Annotated in this window: 13 protein-coding genes; 3 read left to right on the forward strand and 10 right to left on the reverse strand. The window is 43.9% G+C overall.

The genetic code is table 11. The annotated features are described in order from the left end of the window. Positions 1-259 precede the first annotated feature (259 nt). The 3 genes from nifJ (at position 260) to V7L01_RS10775 (ending at position 7,392) form a co-directional block, all read left to right on the forward strand. Positions 260-3,931: a pyruvate:ferredoxin (flavodoxin) oxidoreductase gene (gene nifJ, locus V7L01_RS10765; protein ID WP_335034525.1), complete on the forward strand. Its 3,672-nt coding sequence runs from the start codon at positions 260-262 to the stop codon at positions 3,929-3,931. Further along, a complete protein-coding gene (locus V7L01_RS10770) occupies positions 3,903-4,112 on the forward strand; it encodes a hypothetical protein (protein ID WP_335034526.1) in 210 nt (69 codons plus the stop codon). Before nifJ ends, V7L01_RS10770 begins: the two co-directional genes overlap by 29 nt. A 760-nt stretch (positions 4,113-4,872) precedes the next feature. Continuing rightward, on the forward strand, positions 4,873-7,392 hold the full coding sequence (locus V7L01_RS10775) for a beta strand repeat-containing protein (protein ID WP_335034528.1): 2,520 nt from the start codon (positions 4,873-4,875) through the stop codon (positions 7,390-7,392). Positions 7,393-7,655: 263 nt separating this feature from the next. On the opposite strand, the gene V7L01_RS10780 is transcribed toward V7L01_RS10775, so the two are convergent. The 10 genes from V7L01_RS10780 to V7L01_RS10825 all read right to left on the reverse strand — a co-directional run bounded on the left by V7L01_RS10780 (position 7,656) and on the right by V7L01_RS10825 (position 19,200). Continuing rightward, positions 7,656-8,528, reverse strand: a complete 873-nt coding sequence (locus tag V7L01_RS10780; protein WP_335034529.1) for a bile acid:sodium symporter family protein — start codon at positions 8,526-8,528, stop codon at positions 7,656-7,658. Positions 8,529-8,770: 242 nt separating this feature from the next. After that, positions 8,771-11,137 (reverse strand): arylsulfatase, encoded by a 2,367-nt coding sequence (locus tag V7L01_RS10785; RefSeq protein WP_335034531.1) that lies wholly within the window; start codon positions 11,135-11,137, stop codon positions 8,771-8,773. Continuing rightward, a complete protein-coding gene (locus tag V7L01_RS10790) occupies positions 11,127-12,152 on the reverse strand; it encodes a formylglycine-generating enzyme family protein (RefSeq protein WP_442936962.1) in 1,026 nt (341 codons plus the stop codon). Before V7L01_RS10790 ends, V7L01_RS10785 begins: the two co-directional genes overlap by 11 nt. 434 nt (positions 12,153-12,586) lie before the next feature. Then, positions 12,587-13,309, reverse strand: coding sequence for a peptidase E (locus V7L01_RS10795; RefSeq protein ID WP_335034533.1), 723 nt, complete (start codon positions 13,307-13,309; stop codon positions 12,587-12,589). 50 nt (positions 13,310-13,359) lie between these two features. Then, positions 13,360-14,370, reverse strand: a complete 1,011-nt coding sequence (locus V7L01_RS10800; protein ID WP_335034535.1) for an ABC transporter substrate-binding protein — start codon at positions 14,368-14,370, stop codon at positions 13,360-13,362. A gap of 349 nt (positions 14,371-14,719) precedes the next feature. Beyond that, complete coding sequence (locus V7L01_RS10805) at positions 14,720-15,904, reverse strand: LLM class flavin-dependent oxidoreductase (protein WP_335034536.1); 1,185 nt, start codon at positions 15,902-15,904, stop codon at positions 14,720-14,722. 20 nt (positions 15,905-15,924) lie between these two features. After that, positions 15,925-16,359 (reverse strand): GlcG/HbpS family heme-binding protein, encoded by a 435-nt coding sequence (locus tag V7L01_RS10810; protein ID WP_335034538.1) that lies wholly within the window; start codon positions 16,357-16,359, stop codon positions 15,925-15,927. 6 nt (positions 16,360-16,365) lie between these two features. Beyond that, complete coding sequence (locus V7L01_RS10815) at positions 16,366-17,466, reverse strand: LLM class flavin-dependent oxidoreductase (RefSeq protein ID WP_335034540.1); 1,101 nt, start codon at positions 17,464-17,466, stop codon at positions 16,366-16,368. Positions 17,467-17,518: 52 nt separating this feature from the next. Then, positions 17,519-18,298, reverse strand: a complete 780-nt coding sequence (locus tag V7L01_RS10820) for a class II aldolase/adducin family protein (protein WP_335034541.1) — start codon at positions 18,296-18,298, stop codon at positions 17,519-17,521. A gap of 776 nt (positions 18,299-19,074) precedes the next feature. Beyond that, the gene (locus V7L01_RS10825) at positions 19,075-19,200 is read right to left on the reverse strand and encodes a hypothetical protein (RefSeq protein ID WP_335034543.1); all 126 of its coding nucleotides are present in this window, start codon (positions 19,198-19,200) and stop codon (positions 19,075-19,077) included. Positions 19,201-19,318 lie beyond the last annotated feature (118 nt).

Genomic DNA, 19,318 nt, shown 5'->3' on the forward strand with positions numbered 1-19,318 from the left:
AGACTTTAGCTATTGAGTACATTATTAATACATATTAATAGATGCAGCATTGCGGATGAGATATTAATAGATGCAGTATTTGTTGAAGTTAACTTAAGAGCCAAAAAACATCAATAAATTATCCTTTAAACACGGAGTAAATCCTACCGATAAATCTTCAATGCAGATAATACACTCACTTTCCAGTTCTGGCTATTTCTGATTCTTATATTCACGTGTTCTGATAATGCAGCTTAGAGGCGGGGACAAAAATCATATTATGAACAAAACCTTTGCAACCATCGACGGGAATGAGGCTGTTGCCCGTGTTGCTTACAAATTAAATGAAGTGATCGCCATTTATCCTATCACCCCCTCTTCAGCAATGGGTGAATGGGCAGATGCTTGGTCAGCAGAAAGTCGTCCCAATCTTTGGGGTACTGTTCCCAGCGTTGTGCAGATGCAGAGCGAGGGAGGAGCCGCCGGCGCTGTGCATGGGGCATTACAAACAGGTTCCCTGAGTACCACCTTCACGGCATCTCAGGGATTATTGTTGATGATACCTAACTTCTATAAAATTGCTGGCGAACTAACTAGCGCTGTGGTTCACGTTGCAGCCCGCTCTTTAGCTACCCACGCGTTATCAATTTTTGGCGACCATAGCGACGTGATGGCAGCCCGTGCGACTGGCTTTGCTTTGCTGTGTTCCGCCTCAGTGCAAGAAAGTCAAGATTTTGCTCTCATCGCCCATGCTGCTACCCTAGAGACGCGAGTCTCGTTTATGCACTTCTTCGACGGCTTCCGTACTTCCCATGAAGTGCAGAAGGTCAAATTGCTGTCAGATGAGGATTTGCGATCGCTCATCCACGATAACCTCATACTGGCTCACCGCAGCCGCGCCCTCACCCCAGATCGTCCCGTATTGCGCGGGACTGCCCAAAACCCCGATGTCTACTTCCAAGGGCGTGAAGGCGCTAACCCTTACTACAACGCTTGTCCAGATATTGTCCAGCGCATCATGGATGAATTTGGAGAATGCACGGGAAGGCATTATAAAATCTATGAATATTACGGCGCTAAAGATGCCTCGCGCGTTATCGTGCTTATGGGTTCAGGTTGTGAAACCGTCCATGAAACAGTAGATTATCTTAACGCCCGTGGTGAAAAACTTGGCGTAGTGAAAGTGCGACTTTACCGCCCCTTTGATGTCCAAAGGTTTGTTGCAGTATTACCAACTAGTGTAAAAGCGATCGCTGTCCTTGACCGCACCAAAGAAGCAGGTAGCGCCGGAGAACCTTTGTATTTGGATGTTGTGGCTGCTATCCATGAGGCGTGGGGGGATGAGAGCAGGGGAGCAGGGGAGCAGGGGAGCAGAGGAGCAGAGGAACAATTAGGATTAGATTCCCCTCTGCCCCTCCGCCCCTCTGCCCCTCTGCCTAAAGTTATTGGTGGTCGTTATGGTCTTTCTTCTAAGGAATTTACGCCGGCGATGGTGAAGGGCATTTTTGACAATCTTGCTCAAGCTAAACCGAAAAATCACTTTACAATTGGGATTAATGACGACGTTAGTCATACTTCCTTGAGCTTTGACCCGAATTTCTCTACAGAATCGGATAATGTTGTTCGGGCAATGTTCTATGGGTTGGGTGCTGATGGCACTGTTGGGGCTAACAAAAACTCCATCAAGATTATTGGTGAAGAAACCGACAATTACGCCCAAGGCTACTTTGTCTTTGACTCCAAAAAATCTGGCTCAATGACTGTCTCTCACCTCCGCTTCGGTAAAGAGCCAATTCGCTCCACCTACTTGATTGACCAAGCTAACTTTATTGGTTGCCATCATTGGGGATTTCTAGAACGCATAGATATTTTGAAGGCTGCTATTCCTGGGGCGACTTTGCTGCTTAACAGTCCTTATGATGCAGATACCGTTTGGGAATATCTGCCGCTGAAGGTGCAGCAGCAAATTATCGATAAGCATTTGAAGTTATATGTAATCAACGCTAGTCAGGTTGCCCGTGAAAGTGGCATGGGTGGCAGAATTAACACCATTATGCAGGTATGCTTCTTTGCCTTAGCGGGTGTGTTGCAACAGGAAGAAGCGATCGCTAAAATCAAACAAGCGATTGATAAGACTTACGGTAAAAAAGGTGCAGAAGTTGTCCGCATGAACTTGCAAGCTGTAGACAACACCTTAGACAACTTGCATAAGGTAGATGTACCACAGACAATCAACAATCAACAATCAATAATCAACAATCCAAGATTGCTAGACAGCGCTCCCGAATTTGTGCGGGAAGTTCTAGGCAAAATCATGATTTGGGAAGGTGATGATTTACCTGTTAGCACGCTACCCGTTGATGGCATCTTTCCTGTAGGTACTGCCAAGTGGGAAAAACGTAACGTTGCCGAAGAGATCCCTGTGTGGGAACCGGATGTCTGCGTACAATGTGGTAAGTGCGTCATGGTTTGTCCTCACAGTGCCATCCGTGCAAAAGCTTATCAATCAGATGAATTAGTTAATGCACCAGAAACCTTCAAGTCAACTGGTGCAAAAGATAAAGACTTTGCCAATCAAAAATTTACCATTCAAGTGGCCCCAGAAGATTGCACGGGATGCACTATTTGTGTAAATATTTGCCCTGCTAAAGATAAATCTGAGCCATTGCGGAAAGCGATTAACATGGCGCAGCAGTTGCCTTTACAAGAGCAAGAGCGGAAAAACTGGGATTTCTTCTTGAGTTTGCCCAATCCTGACAGGCGATCGCTAAAATTAAATCAGATTCGCCAACAGCAACTGCAAGAACCTTTATTTGAATTCTCTGGTGCTTGTGCGGGTTGTGGTGAAACGCCTTATCTAAAATTATTAACACAATTGTTTGGCGATCGCGCCGTCATCGCCAATGCTACAGGTTGTTCTTCAATTTATGGTGGCAACCTCCCCACAACACCTTGGACAACAAATGCCCAAGGACGCGGCCCCGCGTGGTCTAATAATTTATTTGAAGATAACGCCGAATTCGGTTTTGGCTTCCGCCTTTCCCTCGACAAACAAGCTGAGTTTGCGGCAGAATTGTTGCAGCAGTTGGGGAGTGAAATCGATGAAAACCTTGTTTATTCAATCCTGAAAGCTGAACAAAAATCTGAGGCTGACATTTGGGAACAGCGCGAAAGGATAGAACTGTTACGGCAGAAGTTAGATGAAATCGTAACTTTCGATCCCAATCTAAAATCCAAAATCCAAAATCTCAAATCCCTTGCCGATTACTTAGTGAGAAAAAGCGTCTGGATTGTTGGCGGTGACGGTTGGGCTTATGATATTGATTTTGGCGGCATCGATCATGTAATTGCTAGCGGTCGAAATGTGAACATCCTAGTAATGGATACAGAAGTGTATTCTAATACAGGCGGTCAATCTTCTAAAGCTACGCCACGAGCAGCAGTTGCTAAATATGCCGCTAGTGGCAAGCCTGCACCTAAGAAAGACTTAGGGATGATTGCCATGACCTACGGAAATGTCTACGTAGCGAGTGTAGCCCTTGGTGCTAGAGATGAACATACTCTCAAAGCATTTTTGGAAGCAGAAGCTTATGATGGCCCATCACTGATTATTGCTTATAGCCATTGCATAGCCCACGGCATTAATATGACTACAGGGATGAATCATCAGAAAACTTTGGTAGAATCAGGTCGTTGGTTGCTGTATCGGCATAATCCAGAGTTGCTCCTCCAGGGTAAAAATCCATTGCAATTGGATATGCGATCGCCTAAGCAATCGGTAGAAAATTCAATGTATCAAGAAAATCGCTTCAAAATGCTTACCAAGAGCAAACCCGACGTTGCCAAGCACTTATTAGAACAAGCCCAAGCTGAGGTTGATACACGTTGGCAGATGTACCAATATCTGGCAAAGCGTGATGTTGATGACAAATATCACGATGTTGATGGTTAACATCGCGATGTTGATGACAAATATCATGATGTTGATGGCTAACATCGCGATGTTGATGACAAATATTATGATGTTAATGGTTAACATCACGATGTTGATGACAAATATTATGATGTTGATGGCTAACATCGCGATGTTAATAGTTAACATCACGATGTTAATGACTAATGCTGTGATTTAAGTTGTATTAAAGGCGAACTTTAGCCAACAAACCCGCAAATGTTGGATTTGGTTCCTTAACACAACGTATAAAATAGCGCAATGCCTCCGATGGACGGGGTACGCCTACACAAAAACTTTACTTGGTATGTCATAAAATTAACTGTAACTTTATGATAATTACACTCAAGCTCTTGACAACGCTTAGATATTCATAAGAGTATTTAAGTGATTTAACGGTAATTATTAAAGTAATTTTTGCTTACGAAATCAAATAGGTTGGCTAGCTGACATCAAAAAACCGCTATCAATACAATTGATTGGTAATTGTAAACTTTGTGATTTGTGATTAAATTTTCTAATTAGGAATTACCTTAGCGCAGTGTAAAACCTTCTCTACCAGAGGCAACGCCTTCGGCATGGCAACTCTTGGAGACGCTACCGCGTAGCTTGCTTCTCCGTAGGAGTACGCTTAGAGCGACGCAGAAGCGTCATTGCGAATTACGCATTATTCAATTACCGCTATCGGTCGGATGTGCAACAAAGGGGCATCAAACACGGTAAGCAGGGGAATATTAATTGTATTAGGATTTTTGTGAAAAATCCTGACCAAGCAGCTTGGTATTTAGCCTCTTAGTATAGTTTGGCGTAAATAAGCCATCCTGATGAAATATCTAAAATTTTTTTTATGCGATCGTAATTACGAATTACACAAAGCGGTACTAGTGTCTTTGCTAATGACTGACGACAAATAACTTATAAAAACTAACACTGGAGCAATAATGGCAATTTCAGCTTTTAACCTTTCGGATCTCAACGGCACTAATGGCTTTGCCATCAACGGCATCAATGCATTTGACTTTTCAGGTGCATCTGTCAGCAGTGCGGGAGATATCAACGGCGATGGCATCGACGACCTGATTATCGGGGCACAAGAAGCTTCCCCCAACCTCAATTTTACTGGGCAGAGCTACGTGGTGTTTGGCAGCCAGGGGCGTTTTGGTGCTAGTCTCAACCTCTCCACCCTCAATGGTACGTCAGGCTTTGCCATTAACGGCATCAATGCATATGACGAATCAGGCGATTCTGTCAGCAGTGTGGGAGACATCAACAGCGACGGCATCGACGACCTGATTATCGGGGCATTTAATGCCTCGCCCAACGGCAACTCTGTTTCTGGGCAGAGCCACGTGGTGTTTGGCAGCCAGGGGCGTTTTGGTGCTAGTCTCAACCTCTCCACCCTCAACGGTACTAACGGCTTTACCATCAACGGTATCAATCGAAATGACTCTTCAGGCTGGTCTGTCAGCAGTGCAGGAGACATCAACGGTGATGGCATCGACGACCTGATTATCGGGGCACCCTTTTCCTCCCCCAACGGCTTCCAGTCAGGGCAGAGCTACGTGGTGTTTGGTAGAAAGGGGAGTTTTGATGCTAGTCTCAACCTTTCTACCCTCAACGGTACTAATGGCTTTGCTATCAACGGCATCAATGAAACTGACGCTTCAGGCTTTTCTGTGAGCAGTGCGGGAGATATCAACGGCGACGGCATCGACGACCTGATTATCGGGGCACCAGGTGCTGACCCCAACGGGAAGTTTTTAGGGCAGAGCTACGTGGTGTTTGGTAGCAAGAAAAGTTTTGATGCCCAATTCAACCTCTCCACCCTAAACGGCATTAACGGCTTTGCTATCAACAGCATCAATGAAAATGACGGTTCAGGCATTTCTGTGAGCAGTGCGGGAGACATCAACGGCGACGGCATCGACGACCTAATTATCGGGGCATTTAATGCCTCGCCCAAGGGCTCCCGTTCAGGGCAGAGCTATGCGGTATTTGGCAGCAAGGGTGGTTTTGATGCCCAATTCAACCTCTCCACCCTCAACGGCATTAACGGCTTTGCCATCAACGGCATCAATGCAAATGACCGTTCAGGCATTTCTGTGAGCAGTGCGGGAGACATCAACGGTGACGGTATTGACGACCTGATTATCGGGGCATCATATTCCCCCAAAGGTTACCGTTCAGGGCAGAGCTACGTGGTGTTTGGCAGCAAGGGGGGGTTTGATGCCCAATTCAACCTCTCCACCCTCAACGGCATTAACGGCTTTGCCATCAACGGCATCAATGCAGATGACCGTTCAGGCAGGTCTGTGAGCAGTGCGGGAGACATCAACGGTGACGGCATCGACGACCTGATTATCGGGGCACCAGATGCTGGCCCCAACGGCCTCGTTTCTGGGCAGAGCTACGTGGTGTTTGGCGGTAAGAATATAGGCAGTGGCAGCACCATTAACCTGACGGGAACTGCTGAGGCAGACACTCTTGAAGGCACAGCCAGCAATAACATCATCGACGGCAAAGCTGGTAACGATACCCTGACAGGCAACGGTGGTCAAGATAAGTTTATTATTCGCTCTGGCGATGGCAATGACATCATCACCGATTTTGCTGGCGTAGGTAAAGGCTCAAACCCTTCAGCAGCACTGATTGCCAATGTTGATACACTGCGATTTACAGGCAGTGGCTTAACTGCCAGCAATCTGCAATTAACTCAAAATGGCAAGAATCTAGAAGTTACCTTTGAAAATGTGGCTAATACCAAAGTCACTCTACAAAACTTTCAGTTAGAAAACCTGGATAACCTGAAAGCTTCTGGAGTAAGACCAGCTATTGGCAATATCATCTTTGATGGACAAACTAGCATCACCGACAGCTTTAATGTCCTGGATGCTAACTCCACTGATACTAGCTTGGGCATCAAGAACACAGTCACTTTCCTCAATGACCTCGACAACAATATTACGGGTTTAGACAACTCTGTTGATGTCATCAATGGTCAGGGGGGTAACGACAAAATCGACGGCAAAAGTGGCAACGACCTGCTGCGAGGCGGTACTGGCAATGATATTCTTGTCGGTGGTGCGGGTAATGATATTCTTGTCGGTGGTGCGGGTGCTGACAGATTCCTTTACAATACGAATGCTCCCTTTGCTAGTTCTGCTGTTGGTGTAGATACCATTAGTGATTTCAAACACTCCCAAGGTGACAAAATTATCCTAGATAAGACTACCTTTAGTGCAATTACTTCTGCTGCGGGAACAGGTTTTAGTAACAAGAGTGATTTTAAAATCACGAATTCAGCGGGGACTAGCACGGCGAAAATTGTCTATGACGCTGTAAGTGGGCAGTTGTTCTATAACCAAAATGGCAGCGCGGCTGGTTTTGGCAGTGGTGGTTTATTTGCAACTCTAACTGGTGCGCCAACTCTTACGGTATCAGATTTTGTGTTGCAAGCGTAGTTTGCCCAAAACATCGAGTTCCAAGCTTGGAACTCGCTACGAACAGCAGTTGCTAAATATGCCGCCAGTGGCAACAACTAGGGTAAAAATCCTTTGCAATTAGATATGCGATCGCCTAAGAGGTTAAGTTTTGAAAAAACGGGAATTTTTTCCTAATCTTTTTCAAAAATAAAATCGAATTTATATAATGATTTTATTGCTAATCAATCAGCAGTTTAGGTTACTCAATTTTTCTTGATAGCTTGCTGGGGAAAATGTCAAGTTTACACCTCTACCTGTTTGATCTCTGCATCTGTTGCTTGGTCTATTTCTATAAACTTTGGCCCAGCAATGAGAACTATCATCATCATTAATAGACTCGTCACCATAATGATGCTGACCACGCTAGGATCGTCAAAATTACTCGTAGCTACTAATAATGCTGCGGCAAAATTGCGTTGGGCTGTTCCGACTCCTAGCACTCGTTGAGTATCAATGCCGGGCCCGCCTAAAAGATAACCGACGCTAAAGGAGAATATAATAAATATCGCACAAACAAAGATTGCACCTGTTTTTAATAAGCTAATGATATCGTTGGTGTGAATGAAGAGTCTGACTACTAGACCGAAAAGTAATCCATAACTAGATAATTTGAATAAAATTGGCTGGATAATGGGAGCGATCGCAGCAAATTTAGCTTTGATAAATAATCCCATTACTAACGGACTAACCATCAGCAACAACAAGGGTTTCGCAATGTCCCAAGAGTTGATTTGCACACCTTGCACTACTAAGGGCAGGACAATCGGCATATAAAAAATAGTGCCCAGCATCAGCAACATCATTAATCCCACAGAAAAAGCTATATTGCCCTTGACTATTTGAGCAAGTTTAGGCAAAGCTGGCGGGCCTGATGCTAGTGCCATAATTAGTAAACCATCTCTGAGTGGTTCGCTTAAAGGTATTACTTGTACTAGCAGATAAACAAAAACTGGCACCAATACAAAATTTGTTAGTAAAGACAAGATGACGAGTCGAGGGCTGCGGAGTGGTTTCCAAATCTGTTGTACCGTTAAACCTAAACCTGCACCCAACATAGTGCAAACAATGAATGTGAAGAGTGCAAGTTTGTCGATTACTGCTAAAATTTCATTCATGATTTAATTATTTGTCAAAATAAATTAGGACTTACGCAACTGGCATATTATTTCCAGTTCGTAGTGAGGACTTTAGTCCTCAAAATAAGGGCTAAAGCCCTTACTACAAACTACAAATCCGATTTTTTTGTGACACTTGCGTAAGTCCTATAAATATCTAGTTGGGATAGGGAATAAGGGACAGTAAATTAATCCAAAGATTCGAGTTGTATTAAAGCCCATTCCCTATTCCCTATTTCCTATTACTTCAACTCCAGGCTGACTTGCTGTAAGTTACCAGTAAAGGCAAACGGTACTTGATAAGTATCAACAACGGCAGTACCTGTATCTCTGCCAACATCAAAGGTTTCATCTAGGGCTAAACGGTAAGCGATGGTTTTTTCCACACGTCCTTCGGCTACCTGTTGGTCATTGATGAATAGTTTGCCGATTCCGCCTGCACCCACAGCGCCACCGTCATAATCAAAGTTGAAACGAAGTGTAGATTTACCGGGGGGCAATTTTTCTCTTGATTGGATGATGTAGCGGGCAGTATTGGCGTAGTTGTAGGCATAGGTAGGCTTGCTATCCTCAAGGAAAAAACTCCAACCAGCAAAGCGTCCGCCTTGGGTCAAAAGGACACCATCTGCCCCACTTTCAGGAATTTCTACATTAGCTGTGATGCTGAAGGATCTATTTTTCAGGTTTGGGGCGCTACCTTCTGGAATGCCGAATGTACCTGGATAGTAGGTGAAATTTGTGCGTCCTCTGGTGAAGCTGGGGCGAATTTTAACATCAAATCTTTCAGCGATGCGATCGTCTAGTGGTAAGACTTGGTGCTTGCGGGCTTCCTTTAAAAACAACTTTTGCAGTTTTTCTAGCTTGTCTGGGTTTTCCTTTGCTAGGTTGTTCGCTTCGCTAAAATCTTCTGTAATGTTGTACAGTTCCCACTCATCTGTATCAAAGTTCCCTTTGACAGTTCGTTCCCAAGGTAAGCGACCGTGACGCGCTGCCGCTACCCAACCTTCATCGTAAATGGCTCGGTTGCCCAACATCTCGAAATACTGAGTTTGACGATGAGAGGGAGCATCAGGGCGATCGAAGGTATAAACAAGGCTAGTACCTTCGATTGGTTGTTGCTTAACACCATTCACTTCTTTAGGAGCAGCAATTCCCGTTACTTCTAAAATGGTGGGTGCAATATCAATTACATGATGGAATTGGCTACGAATGCCACCTTGGTCTTTAATATTTGCGCCCAAAGAAATCACTAAGGGGTTACGAGTTCCGCCAAAGTGAGAGGCGATTTGCTTTGTCCATTGGAAGGGAGTGTTGACTGCCCATGCCCAAGCCGCCGGAAAATGGTTAAATGTTTTGGGACTACCCAAGTCATTATATGCAGCTAGCAGTTGTTGCAGATTTTCGGGTACACCGTTGAAGACTTGGAGTTCGTTGACGCTGCCTGTTAAACCACCTTCTGCACTAGCACCGTTGTCTCCAACAATATAAATGACTAGGGTGTTATCCAGTTCACCAAGTTGCTCAACGGCATCAATCAGCCTTCCTACTTCATAATCTGTATGACCTAAAAATCCAGCAAATACCTCGGCCATGTGGGCATAGAGTTTTTGCTGTTCTGCTGTGAGGGAATCCCACGCTGGTAATTCTTGGGGGCGAGGAGTGAGTTGGGCATTGGCTGGAATTACACCCAGTTGCTTTTGACGGGCAAAGATTTCTTCGCGTAATTTATCCCAGCCTTGGTCAAATTTGCCTTTGTATTTATCAATCCAAGCTTTGGGGGCGTGGTGGGGTGCATGGGTAGCCCCGGTGGCGAGATAGGCGAAAAAGGGTTTTTCAGGAGCAATGGATTTTTGGTTGCGAATCCAGGCGATCGCATGGTCTACTAAATCAGGAGTCAGGTGATAATCTGGCTTGTTGGTAGGTTTCTCTACTCGCCTAGTATTTTCTACTAAGGCAGGACTCCACTGATTAGTATCACCGCCAAGAAAGCCGTAAAAGTACTCAAATCCTAACCCTGTAGGCCAGCGATCGAAAGGCCCGGCGGCACTCGTTTCGTAGTCTGGGGTATTGTGCCATTTACCGAAAGCTGCTGTGTTATAGCCATTTTGTCGTAGTATTTCAGCAACAGTGGCGGCACTTTTAGGCAAAATTGTTGTGTAGCCAGGATAACCTGTAGCTAATTCCTCAACGACCCCTGTATTGACTGAATGGTGATTGCGTCCAGTTAACAAAGCTGCCCTGGTAGGCGAACACAGGGCTGTGGTGTGGAATTGGTTGTAGCGTAATCCTCTTTCGGCTAGGCGCGTCAAATTCGGAGTGTCCACCGGGCCGCCAAAAGTACCCGCTTGTCCAAAGCCCACATCATCTAGGATCGCTAGCAAGACATTGGGTGCTTTGGCTGGGGCAGTTATGGGTTGAGGAAAGTCTGGTTGTGATTCTTTGTAAGTGAGGCCGATTTTACCTTTGAACTCTGGCAGAGGAACGGGTAAAACTTGGGATGTAGCTGCTAGGGCGGGGCCATTGACCATCAACAAAGTGATGAGCAAAGATAAAGCGATCGCCTTTGCTATTTCTGGAAACAAATTCCAGCACTTGGATTCAAACTTCATTCTTTATCCTTTCTATAGTCAGGTTCTTCACTAAGCGAAATCCGATATGGGTAGTTCCCGTGTCGGGGGCTTGAGATTCTCGCGCTGCTGGGCGGAAGCGGCTGCAATAGTTGATAGCACACAAATAAGAGCCACCTTTGATTACGTGTAGGGCGTTTTCGGTGGGTTTGTTGGGGTCAAAACTTTGTTCTGGGCCTTTTGGATTGACACTGTGGTTTTTTTGGTTGTGTCCCGGACTAAACCAATCAGAGGTCAATTCCCAGACGTTACCTGTGATGTCATACAGACCATAACCATTTGGTGGAAACGAACCAACCGGGGCAATACCCACATAACCATCACTTTTGGTGTTGAAAAAGGGAAAAATTCCTTGCCAGGTGTTAGCTTTTTTCTCAGAGTACTGGTTGCCCCAGGCATAAGTTGCAGCATCTAACCCACCACGGGCGGCGTATTCCCACTGGGTTTCGGTGGGTAAGGATTTTCCTGCCCATTGAGCGTAAGCTACAGCATCTTTGTAGGCAATATGAACGACTGGATAATTATCTTGATGTGCAATCGCACTTTCTCTTCCAAATGGATGTCGCCAATTCGCCCCAGTCTGCCAATGCCACCAACTCAGTTGTTTTGCTCCTGGTTTTGCGATTTCAAAAACTAAGGAACCAGGTAATCTTTGCTCATCTGGCAAGTCGGGAAACTGTTCTTTTGATAAAGGGCGCTCTGCAACTGTGACATAACCTGTTGCTTTGACAAATCCCGCAAACTGTGAATTTGTCACTTCATATTTATCGATACAAAAAGAACTAACTCTTACCTCTTGAGCTGATAGTTCTTCTATCAAACCAGAATTATTCGATCCCATTGTGAATGTCCCACCGGGAATCATTACCATTTCTGAGGGACAGGAATTTACGGTAGCGGCAAAAGCAGGAGGAATGATGAGTGCGTAGGCGTAGCCCGCCGTAGGCATCGCTACTCCTATAATTAATAACAATGCTAAAAAACTTTTCTTTAACACAGTGGTGTTGACTGCTAACAAAAATAAATTAAAATTCAGGCTAAATATTTCTAAAACATTTACTGTGTAAAGCTATCACGTAATAATAGGCGAAAATCTAGCAATTTTTTATCAAAAATTACCATCAGTGTGAACTAATTTAAAAAACTTTAGTTTGTTTGAAATTAGTAACCAATCCCATGAATAGCCAGCAAAATCTGAAATTTCTAGTAGTATTTAAACTACTGCAAACCTATCAAATTAGTGTATTTTCATGATATTAAGTATGATGTCATATAGTCTTTAAAAAATCAAGCATTTTTGAAACCCCTGAATTTAGGCACTTCCAATTGAACAAATGCTTTATGCAATTTTGTAGCTAAAAAAAATTCTCTTCTTCCTTTCCTATACCCCACACCCAATCCTGAAGCGAAGATACCGTCAAAAGCCAGAAGCTATAGTTCGCCTAAATAGGTAGACTCCAAAGGAGTTTCTTTAACGGTTTCACCAATTTTTTCAACGCGGTATGCTTTGGCATTGGGGCGAGAACTAACGATTTTTTGGAGGAGATCGCCCACAAAATGCAGAGCAACTCCGTCATCAGCTCCATAACCGTGATCTAACAAGCCTTCTGATAACAACCGATGATAAGCTAGTCTTCTTTCTGGCTCGCGATCGTAGTGAGGACAGTAGCTACCTTTTAAAAAACCGAGACACTTTACTGGATTATCCAGCGAGCCTGGAGCATAAGCACTGATTCCTGCTTTAAACCAACACATTGAGCCTGCACTCAAGCCACAAAGAATAATACCTTTTTCCCAAGCTTCTCTAAAAATTTTATCTAGTTCCCATTCTCGCCAAAGTGCAATTAAATTTTTGGGGCTACCTCCTCCTACATAGATAATATTTTGCTCTAATACAAAAGCTTTGAGGTCGGTAGTTGGTAGATTAAACAATGATAAATGAGAGGGAGTGCAAGATAATTTCGCAAAAGCTGAATAGAAATCGACAATATATTGAGCAGAATCACCACTAGCTGTAGGGACAAAGCAAACTCGCGGTTTATTTTTGTCTACTAGTCCTAATATATATTTGTCTAATAGAGGGTTTTTAGGTTCCATTGAAAAGCCGCCACCACCCATTGCAAATATTTGTTTGCTGGGAAGATTATTGCTCATATTAAAAGTTGAAAATTTTTAACTTGAGTGCATTGCTTAATATTACAGTATTAAGATGCAGCTACAGTTTGAGCCAATGTTATATCAATCGCTTTATTCCAATTTGGCTGTTGTTCGATCAGTCCAAGACGAGTGAGTAATTGGGATTGCTCGATCAACTCTTGGCGATACTCATTATTTGGAGGTTCAAATATCAGGTTACGACGACTTAAAGTTAAGTCAGCCGCTTCTGGCGATAACTTATTTTGTTTGACCAGAATATCTACAGCTGGTTGACGGTTATTTTTTGCCCAAGTTATTGCTTGTTTATAGGCTTGCAAAAACTTTTGTACAACCTCTGGATTTTCTTCTATGTAATCTATCCGCCCAAACAAAGCTACATAATTTAACTGGTATCCCTCCCCATCAACTAAGGGTACTACTTCTTTAGCAACTTCAGCACTAGCATAGAAAGGGTCCCATGTTCCCCAAACATCAATAGCACCTGATAATAATGCAGCTCTACCTGCATCGTTCTCAATTTGCACCCACTCTACATCAGTATCTTTCAGTCCCGCACGTTCTAGTACTCTGATTGCAAAATAGTAGCTTTTTCCCGACGGGTTACCGAGTTTTTTACCTTTTAAATCAGCAATTTTTTTGATTGGTGAATTAGGGAGAACTAACAGAGCATGGGTTTTTGGGCTACGCTCAACTAAAGCAATTATCCTAATAGGTTGACCATTAGCTATTGCTGCTATTGGTGTCCCACCCAAACCTAAATCTAGAGCGCCAGCAGATAGCGCTTCTGCCAATGGTTTGAGTGACAGCATACGACGAAACTCAAAATTAGTTGATTGTCCTGCAAAGGCTTTCTCCAATAACTTTTGTTCTCTAAGTGCATATACAGCAACGTATGGTGGCTGAAAACCTAGACGCAGTTTTGCAGAACTCGCATCAGTGTTAGCTGCTACAAGATTACCACTAGATTTATTTGATGGAGCATTAGCAAATTTATTGCAAGCAGCTAAAGCTGCTGTTGATATACCCAAACCCAGTAAATCACGGCGTTTTAGTTTCATATCAGCACTATTTTTAATGATGTCAACAAGTCCATATCTCATATCATGTCCGTTTAAAGACTTATCATTAAGACCGCAGAGGGGCAGAGGAGCAGAGGAGCAGAGGGGAGGGGTTTTTAGGCTTTCTGCATAGATTTGGGAATCATAATTAATTAGCCGGACATGATATCAATAGCTAAATCTTCGCTATTTGAGATAAATATTTTTATAAGTACTTTCCATATCAACAAAATTTAAATTGGAAAGCAGTATAAAAATTTGATAATAATTTTTATAAAACAAATTAAATAGCAAAATAATTTTGGTATTTAATTCTATTTATAGGCATACATTTTGATTTACAAACAACTTATAACCTTAGACCCGCTTGTTTCATCAGAGGTAAGATGCGATCGCCAAAAAATTCTAGGTCTGGCTTAAAGTCATAAAAGCTCAACTGCAACCCATCAACACCAGCATTTTTCAACTTTACAAACTGCTCGACTACCTGCTCAGGTGTACCGATGACCTCGATGTTACCGCCAATAGCCCGACGTTTCGGTTCATCTTTACCCACTCGACCCTTCCAAGCGTGTGCGTCGCTGTTGAATCGGCTAAAGCCCAAGGGTGCAGATGGGTCAGCATGAGCAACGATCGCATCGTGGTACTCCCAAGTTTCCCGCTCAGTTTCGCGGCTGATTACCATCGGGTTGAGGAGGGTTCGCACTTCCCGCCCTATATCGCGTGCAGCCTGCTTCACTCTTTTAGTATGTGCAGGTAACGCTTCAATGGCGCTCTTGAAATCTGAACCTGCGGGGCTGGTGATGAACACAATATCAGAATAGCGTGCAGCGAAAGAAATTCCTGCATCTGAGCCTGTAGCGTTGACTAACACTGGGCGGCCATATTTCGGCTTAGGTGTAACATAGGCATCATTGAGCTTCCACGAAGACTTGCCCTCAAATGAGAAGTTCTCGTCATCACCCCACAGGCGTTGCAGCACTTCGATGAACTCAGCTGCAAGTTCATAACGGTGGTCATGCTCAATGCGCTTCCAACCAAACATCTCGTGTTCAACAGCGCGATGTCCAGTCACTACGTTAATACCCCAGCGACCCCCTGATATATGATCGAGTGTTGCGCCATACTTGGCTAAGTGTAAGGGATGAATCGGCCCATACAACACATGGATGGTGGAGATCAGCATTATCTTCTGTGTCAGGCTAGTGAGTGCAGCTGTGGTCACAAAAGAGTCCAGGGCTTGGCCGTTGAACACGCCGCCATAGCCACCTTTGGGTAACCACTGTGACAACGCAAATATCAAATCAAACCCCAGCGCCTCGGCTTGCAGCACAAGAGCCTTATTATATTCAAAGCTCCAGTCTGTAGTGCGTGGTAGTGTGGAGGCACTCCAACCACCTGCTTGAATGGGGAGAAATAACCCCAACAATACAGGCTGTTGCAATGCTTGGGAGAGGGGGCTATTGGCAAAATCTGTCGGAGCCAGAAAGCGATCGCTACCGACAATCGAACCGGGGTGATGGCTAAGAATCATTGCTCAAATTAGGTAGATAACTAATCTATTGGTTCCGCACCAATCGCACTTAATGCTGCTTTGGCGATCGCAATATCTTGCTCGACAGTACCACCGCCAACACCGATGGCTCCTACATGCACGCCGCTAAAGCGGATGGGCAAACCACCACCGAGATTTGTTAATAAATTGCCAGAAGCTAACGGTAATGCCACAGTCAGATGATCGGCAAAATTTCCTGTAGGGCGACGAATTGAAGCTGCTGTTTGTGCTTTGCGTTTGCTAGTCTCTACACTATGAGGTGGCGCTCCATCACCATGTGCAAAGGCTACCAAAGTTAAAAGCGAGTTGTAAACAGCAATAGATACGCCAGCACCTAGATTTTGGCTTTCTTTTAAACCTGCTTTTATTGCTGCTAATGCGCTATCAACTGTAATTAATTCAACAGTTCTTGTAGATGTAGATGTCTGTACCATAATTTTTTATCTTCCAACTGCAACAGCTTGGCGTTCTCGTTTTGCTACTTCTTTCCGCACTAAAGGAATGACTTCGCGCCCATAATCAATGGCATCTTGTAGCGGATCGAAGCCCCGGATTAACAGGGTAGTTACACCTGCGTCATAGTAATCAACTAAAGCTTCTGCAACTTGTTCTGGTGTTCCTACTAGCGCAGTTGTGTTGCCAGTAGCACCAGTAGCAGCAGCGATCGGTGTCCATAAACGCTTATCGTAGATTTCGCTTTTAGCTGCGAAATCTAGTAACCTTTGCGATCCTACCGCCTGTGGTCTAGCTGGGGGAACGACTTTTGCACCTCCTCGTTGTTCTTGAATTCGTCCTAAAATATTTCTGGCTTTTTCCCAAGCCTGTTCTTCTGTCACACCCAAGATAGGACGCAGAGATACACTAAAACGGATAGAACGACCAAATGGTAAAGCCGCACGAACTTGGGCGATCCGTTCTTTAACTGCGGCAATTGGCTCACCCCACAAAGCATATACACTACTATGCTTGGCTCCTACTTCTATTGCTGGGCCAGATGCGCCGCCAAAGTAAAGGGGAATATGGGGTTTTTGCAGTGGCTTGATAGCGGAGAAAGCATCTTTAACACGGTAAAATTCACCCTCGTAATCAAAGGGTGTATCGCTTGTCCAGACACGACGGACAATTTCGAGATACTCATCAGTACGACGATAACGGTTGTCATGGTCAAGCCAGTCGCCATCTTTTTGCTGGTCAGCATCACTACCGCCAGTGATAATATGCACCGCAATCCGACCATTAGTGAAATGATCGAGGGTAGCTGCTTTGCGTGCTGCTAAAGTTGGTGCTACAAAACCTGGTCGATGAGCAATCAAAAAGCCTAAGCGATCGGTAAATGCAGCTGCATGGGTAGCAACAGTAAAACCATCAGGGCTACTAGAGCTATAGCCGATTAATACTTTATCAAAATCGCCTTTTTCATGGGCTTGGGCAAACTCACGTACATATCTGGGGTCAATAATGTCATCCGCCAGATTACCCGGTACACTGTTTAACTCCGAAGCAGGTTTGGTGCGGATTAACCCGATGAACTCAACTGGCATGATAATTCTCCTGAATACTCCCTATTCTCTATTGCCTGTTCCCTGTTCCCTTTCACTCCAATAAATCTGGTTGATCGCGGGTAATTTCATCCCATAAATATTGAAATGCACGCCAACCTGCTTCGTGACTACCATTACGTTTTTGAATACTTAAGGCGAGGTCGTGTTCAATGGGGATGGGTTTACCTACGGCTTCTACTAATAACTGGGATTTAGTAGCATCTTCTAGACGGATAAACCACCAAGCTGCTTCGTCTACACTGTGTCCTACTGTTAATAATCCATGATTGCGGAGAATTGCGGCTTTGCTATTACCTAATCCTTCTGCAATGCGTTTTCCTTCACTGGTATCTAACACAACGCCTTTGTAATCATCAAATAAAGCATGATCTTGGTAGAAAACAGCAGAATCTTGGGTAATCGGATCGATTAACCTACCTAACGATGACCAAGTTTTGCCATAGAAGGAATGAGCATGAGCCGCCGCTACTACATCTGGACGGGCTTCGTGGATTTGTGAGTGAATAGCATAAGCTGCTTGATTGAGTGCGCCATCACCTTGAACAACTTTACCTTCAGAATTCACTAGGATCAAGTCTGATACACGAACGCGACTGAAGTGAATACCAAAAGGATTGACCCAAAAATGGTCTGTGAGTTCAGGATCGCGGACTGTGATGTGTCCTCCTAGCCCTTGGGCAAAACCTAAACGGGCAAAGATTCGCAACGCAGCAGCCAAGCGTTCTTTGCGATGACGACGCTCTGCTTCTACAGAGGTAAAGGTTGGTGGTTTAAGAAGAGTACCATTGCGGACGATGGAAGTTTGCACCATGATTCTCAATTCCTATAAATAGAAGATTATTTAATAAATGCAGCCAGTTACGACTCAGATGGTTGCAACGTCAAACTATTGGCAGAATTATTTGATTAATTTTTTTAACAGACGCGATCGCACAGGGCTAATAAAATCTTCTGTCTCATTATTATTTACCCAAAATTAGATTTGAAATTATCTAGCACAGCAACTTTTTGGAGTAGATTGGTAACATTTCTTATTTAACTACGGTAAGTCAGTCGATATACTGTATTTATGCAATATGAACCTACCATAGTTTACCTGAAGAAGCAAGCTTAAGACTGTCACCCCTTGTTTTTTATCGTCATATATGCAAATATCATATTTATAAATACTGCTCATCAGTCGATTTACAGTATTTTATGGCTCAATAAATTAAAAATTAACTGCCAAGTACCGATTATAAAGGTTCTGGAAAGCTTGTCTGAGCCTAGCTATGGGAATTAAATTCCCATTTAGAGCAACTAGACTCACCATTCTTTCAAACCCTATCTAATTATGAGCCAAGGACTATCCCACAGTTGTAGAAAATGTGTTGATGACAACAAATTGGATAGCACAACACATCATTAAATTTTACGAGCAAACAAGGAAAATACGCGAGATTGCAACTGATAAATTCGCGTCACAAAAGTTTAAAATTGGCAGATTAATCGGCTCTCTTCGACACAAGTGAACAACTCACACACAGGAGCAAAATATGACTGCTACTATCACCCGTCCAGCTTAGACAGTTGAATTTGAAAATGAAACTATTGATAGGTTAATCGATAAATATGCTCCCCATATTCCAAAAAAGCGGTTACAGGAGCCAAAAGCGATCGCCACAGCAGAAGAACTAGAGAATTTCTACCATTTTCGCGTTGGTGGTGCACCATGACCTATTTATTGTGCAAGTTGTCGCCAACGTTATTGATAAAATTTCCGATCCGGAATTGCAGTTATTTTTAAGTCGCCAATTAGGTAATGATGGCGCACATGCAGAAAATACTCGTC

The organism is Nostoc sp. (genome assembly GCF_036917095.1).
GTDB lineage: Bacteria > Cyanobacteriota > Cyanobacteriia > Cyanobacteriales > Nostocaceae > Nostoc.

Coding starts and splice junctions, on each gene's coding strand:
- nifJ (WP_335034525.1), top strand. CDS start 260: ATGAACAAAACCTTTGCAACCATCGACGGGAATGAGGCTGTTGCCCGT.
- V7L01_RS10770 (WP_335034526.1), top strand. CDS start 3,903: ATGACAAATATCACGATGTTGATGGTTAACATCGCGATGTTGATGACA.
- V7L01_RS10775 (WP_335034528.1), top strand. CDS start 4,873: ATGGCAATTTCAGCTTTTAACCTTTCGGATCTCAACGGCACTAATGGC.
- V7L01_RS10780 (WP_335034529.1), bottom strand. CDS start 8,528: ATGAATGAAATTTTAGCAGTAATCGACAAACTTGCACTCTTCACATTC.
- V7L01_RS10785 (WP_335034531.1), bottom strand. CDS start 11,137: ATGAAGTTTGAATCCAAGTGCTGGAATTTGTTTCCAGAAATAGCAAAG.
- V7L01_RS10795 (WP_335034533.1), bottom strand. CDS start 13,309: ATGAGCAATAATCTTCCCAGCAAACAAATATTTGCAATGGGTGGTGGC.
- V7L01_RS10800 (WP_335034535.1), bottom strand. CDS start 14,370: ATGAAACTAAAACGCCGTGATTTACTGGGTTTGGGTATATCAACAGCA.
- V7L01_RS10805 (WP_335034536.1), bottom strand. CDS start 15,904: ATGATTCTTAGCCATCACCCCGGTTCGATTGTCGGTAGCGATCGCTTT.
- V7L01_RS10810 (WP_335034538.1), bottom strand. CDS start 16,359: ATGGTACAGACATCTACATCTACAAGAACTGTTGAATTAATTACAGTT.
- V7L01_RS10815 (WP_335034540.1), bottom strand. CDS start 17,466: ATGCCAGTTGAGTTCATCGGGTTAATCCGCACCAAACCTGCTTCGGAG.
- V7L01_RS10820 (WP_335034541.1), bottom strand. CDS start 18,298: ATGGTGCAAACTTCCATCGTCCGCAATGGTACTCTTCTTAAACCACCA.
- V7L01_RS10825 (WP_335034543.1), bottom strand. CDS start 19,200: ATGGTGCACCACCAACGCGAAAATGGTAGAAATTCTCTAGTTCTTCTG.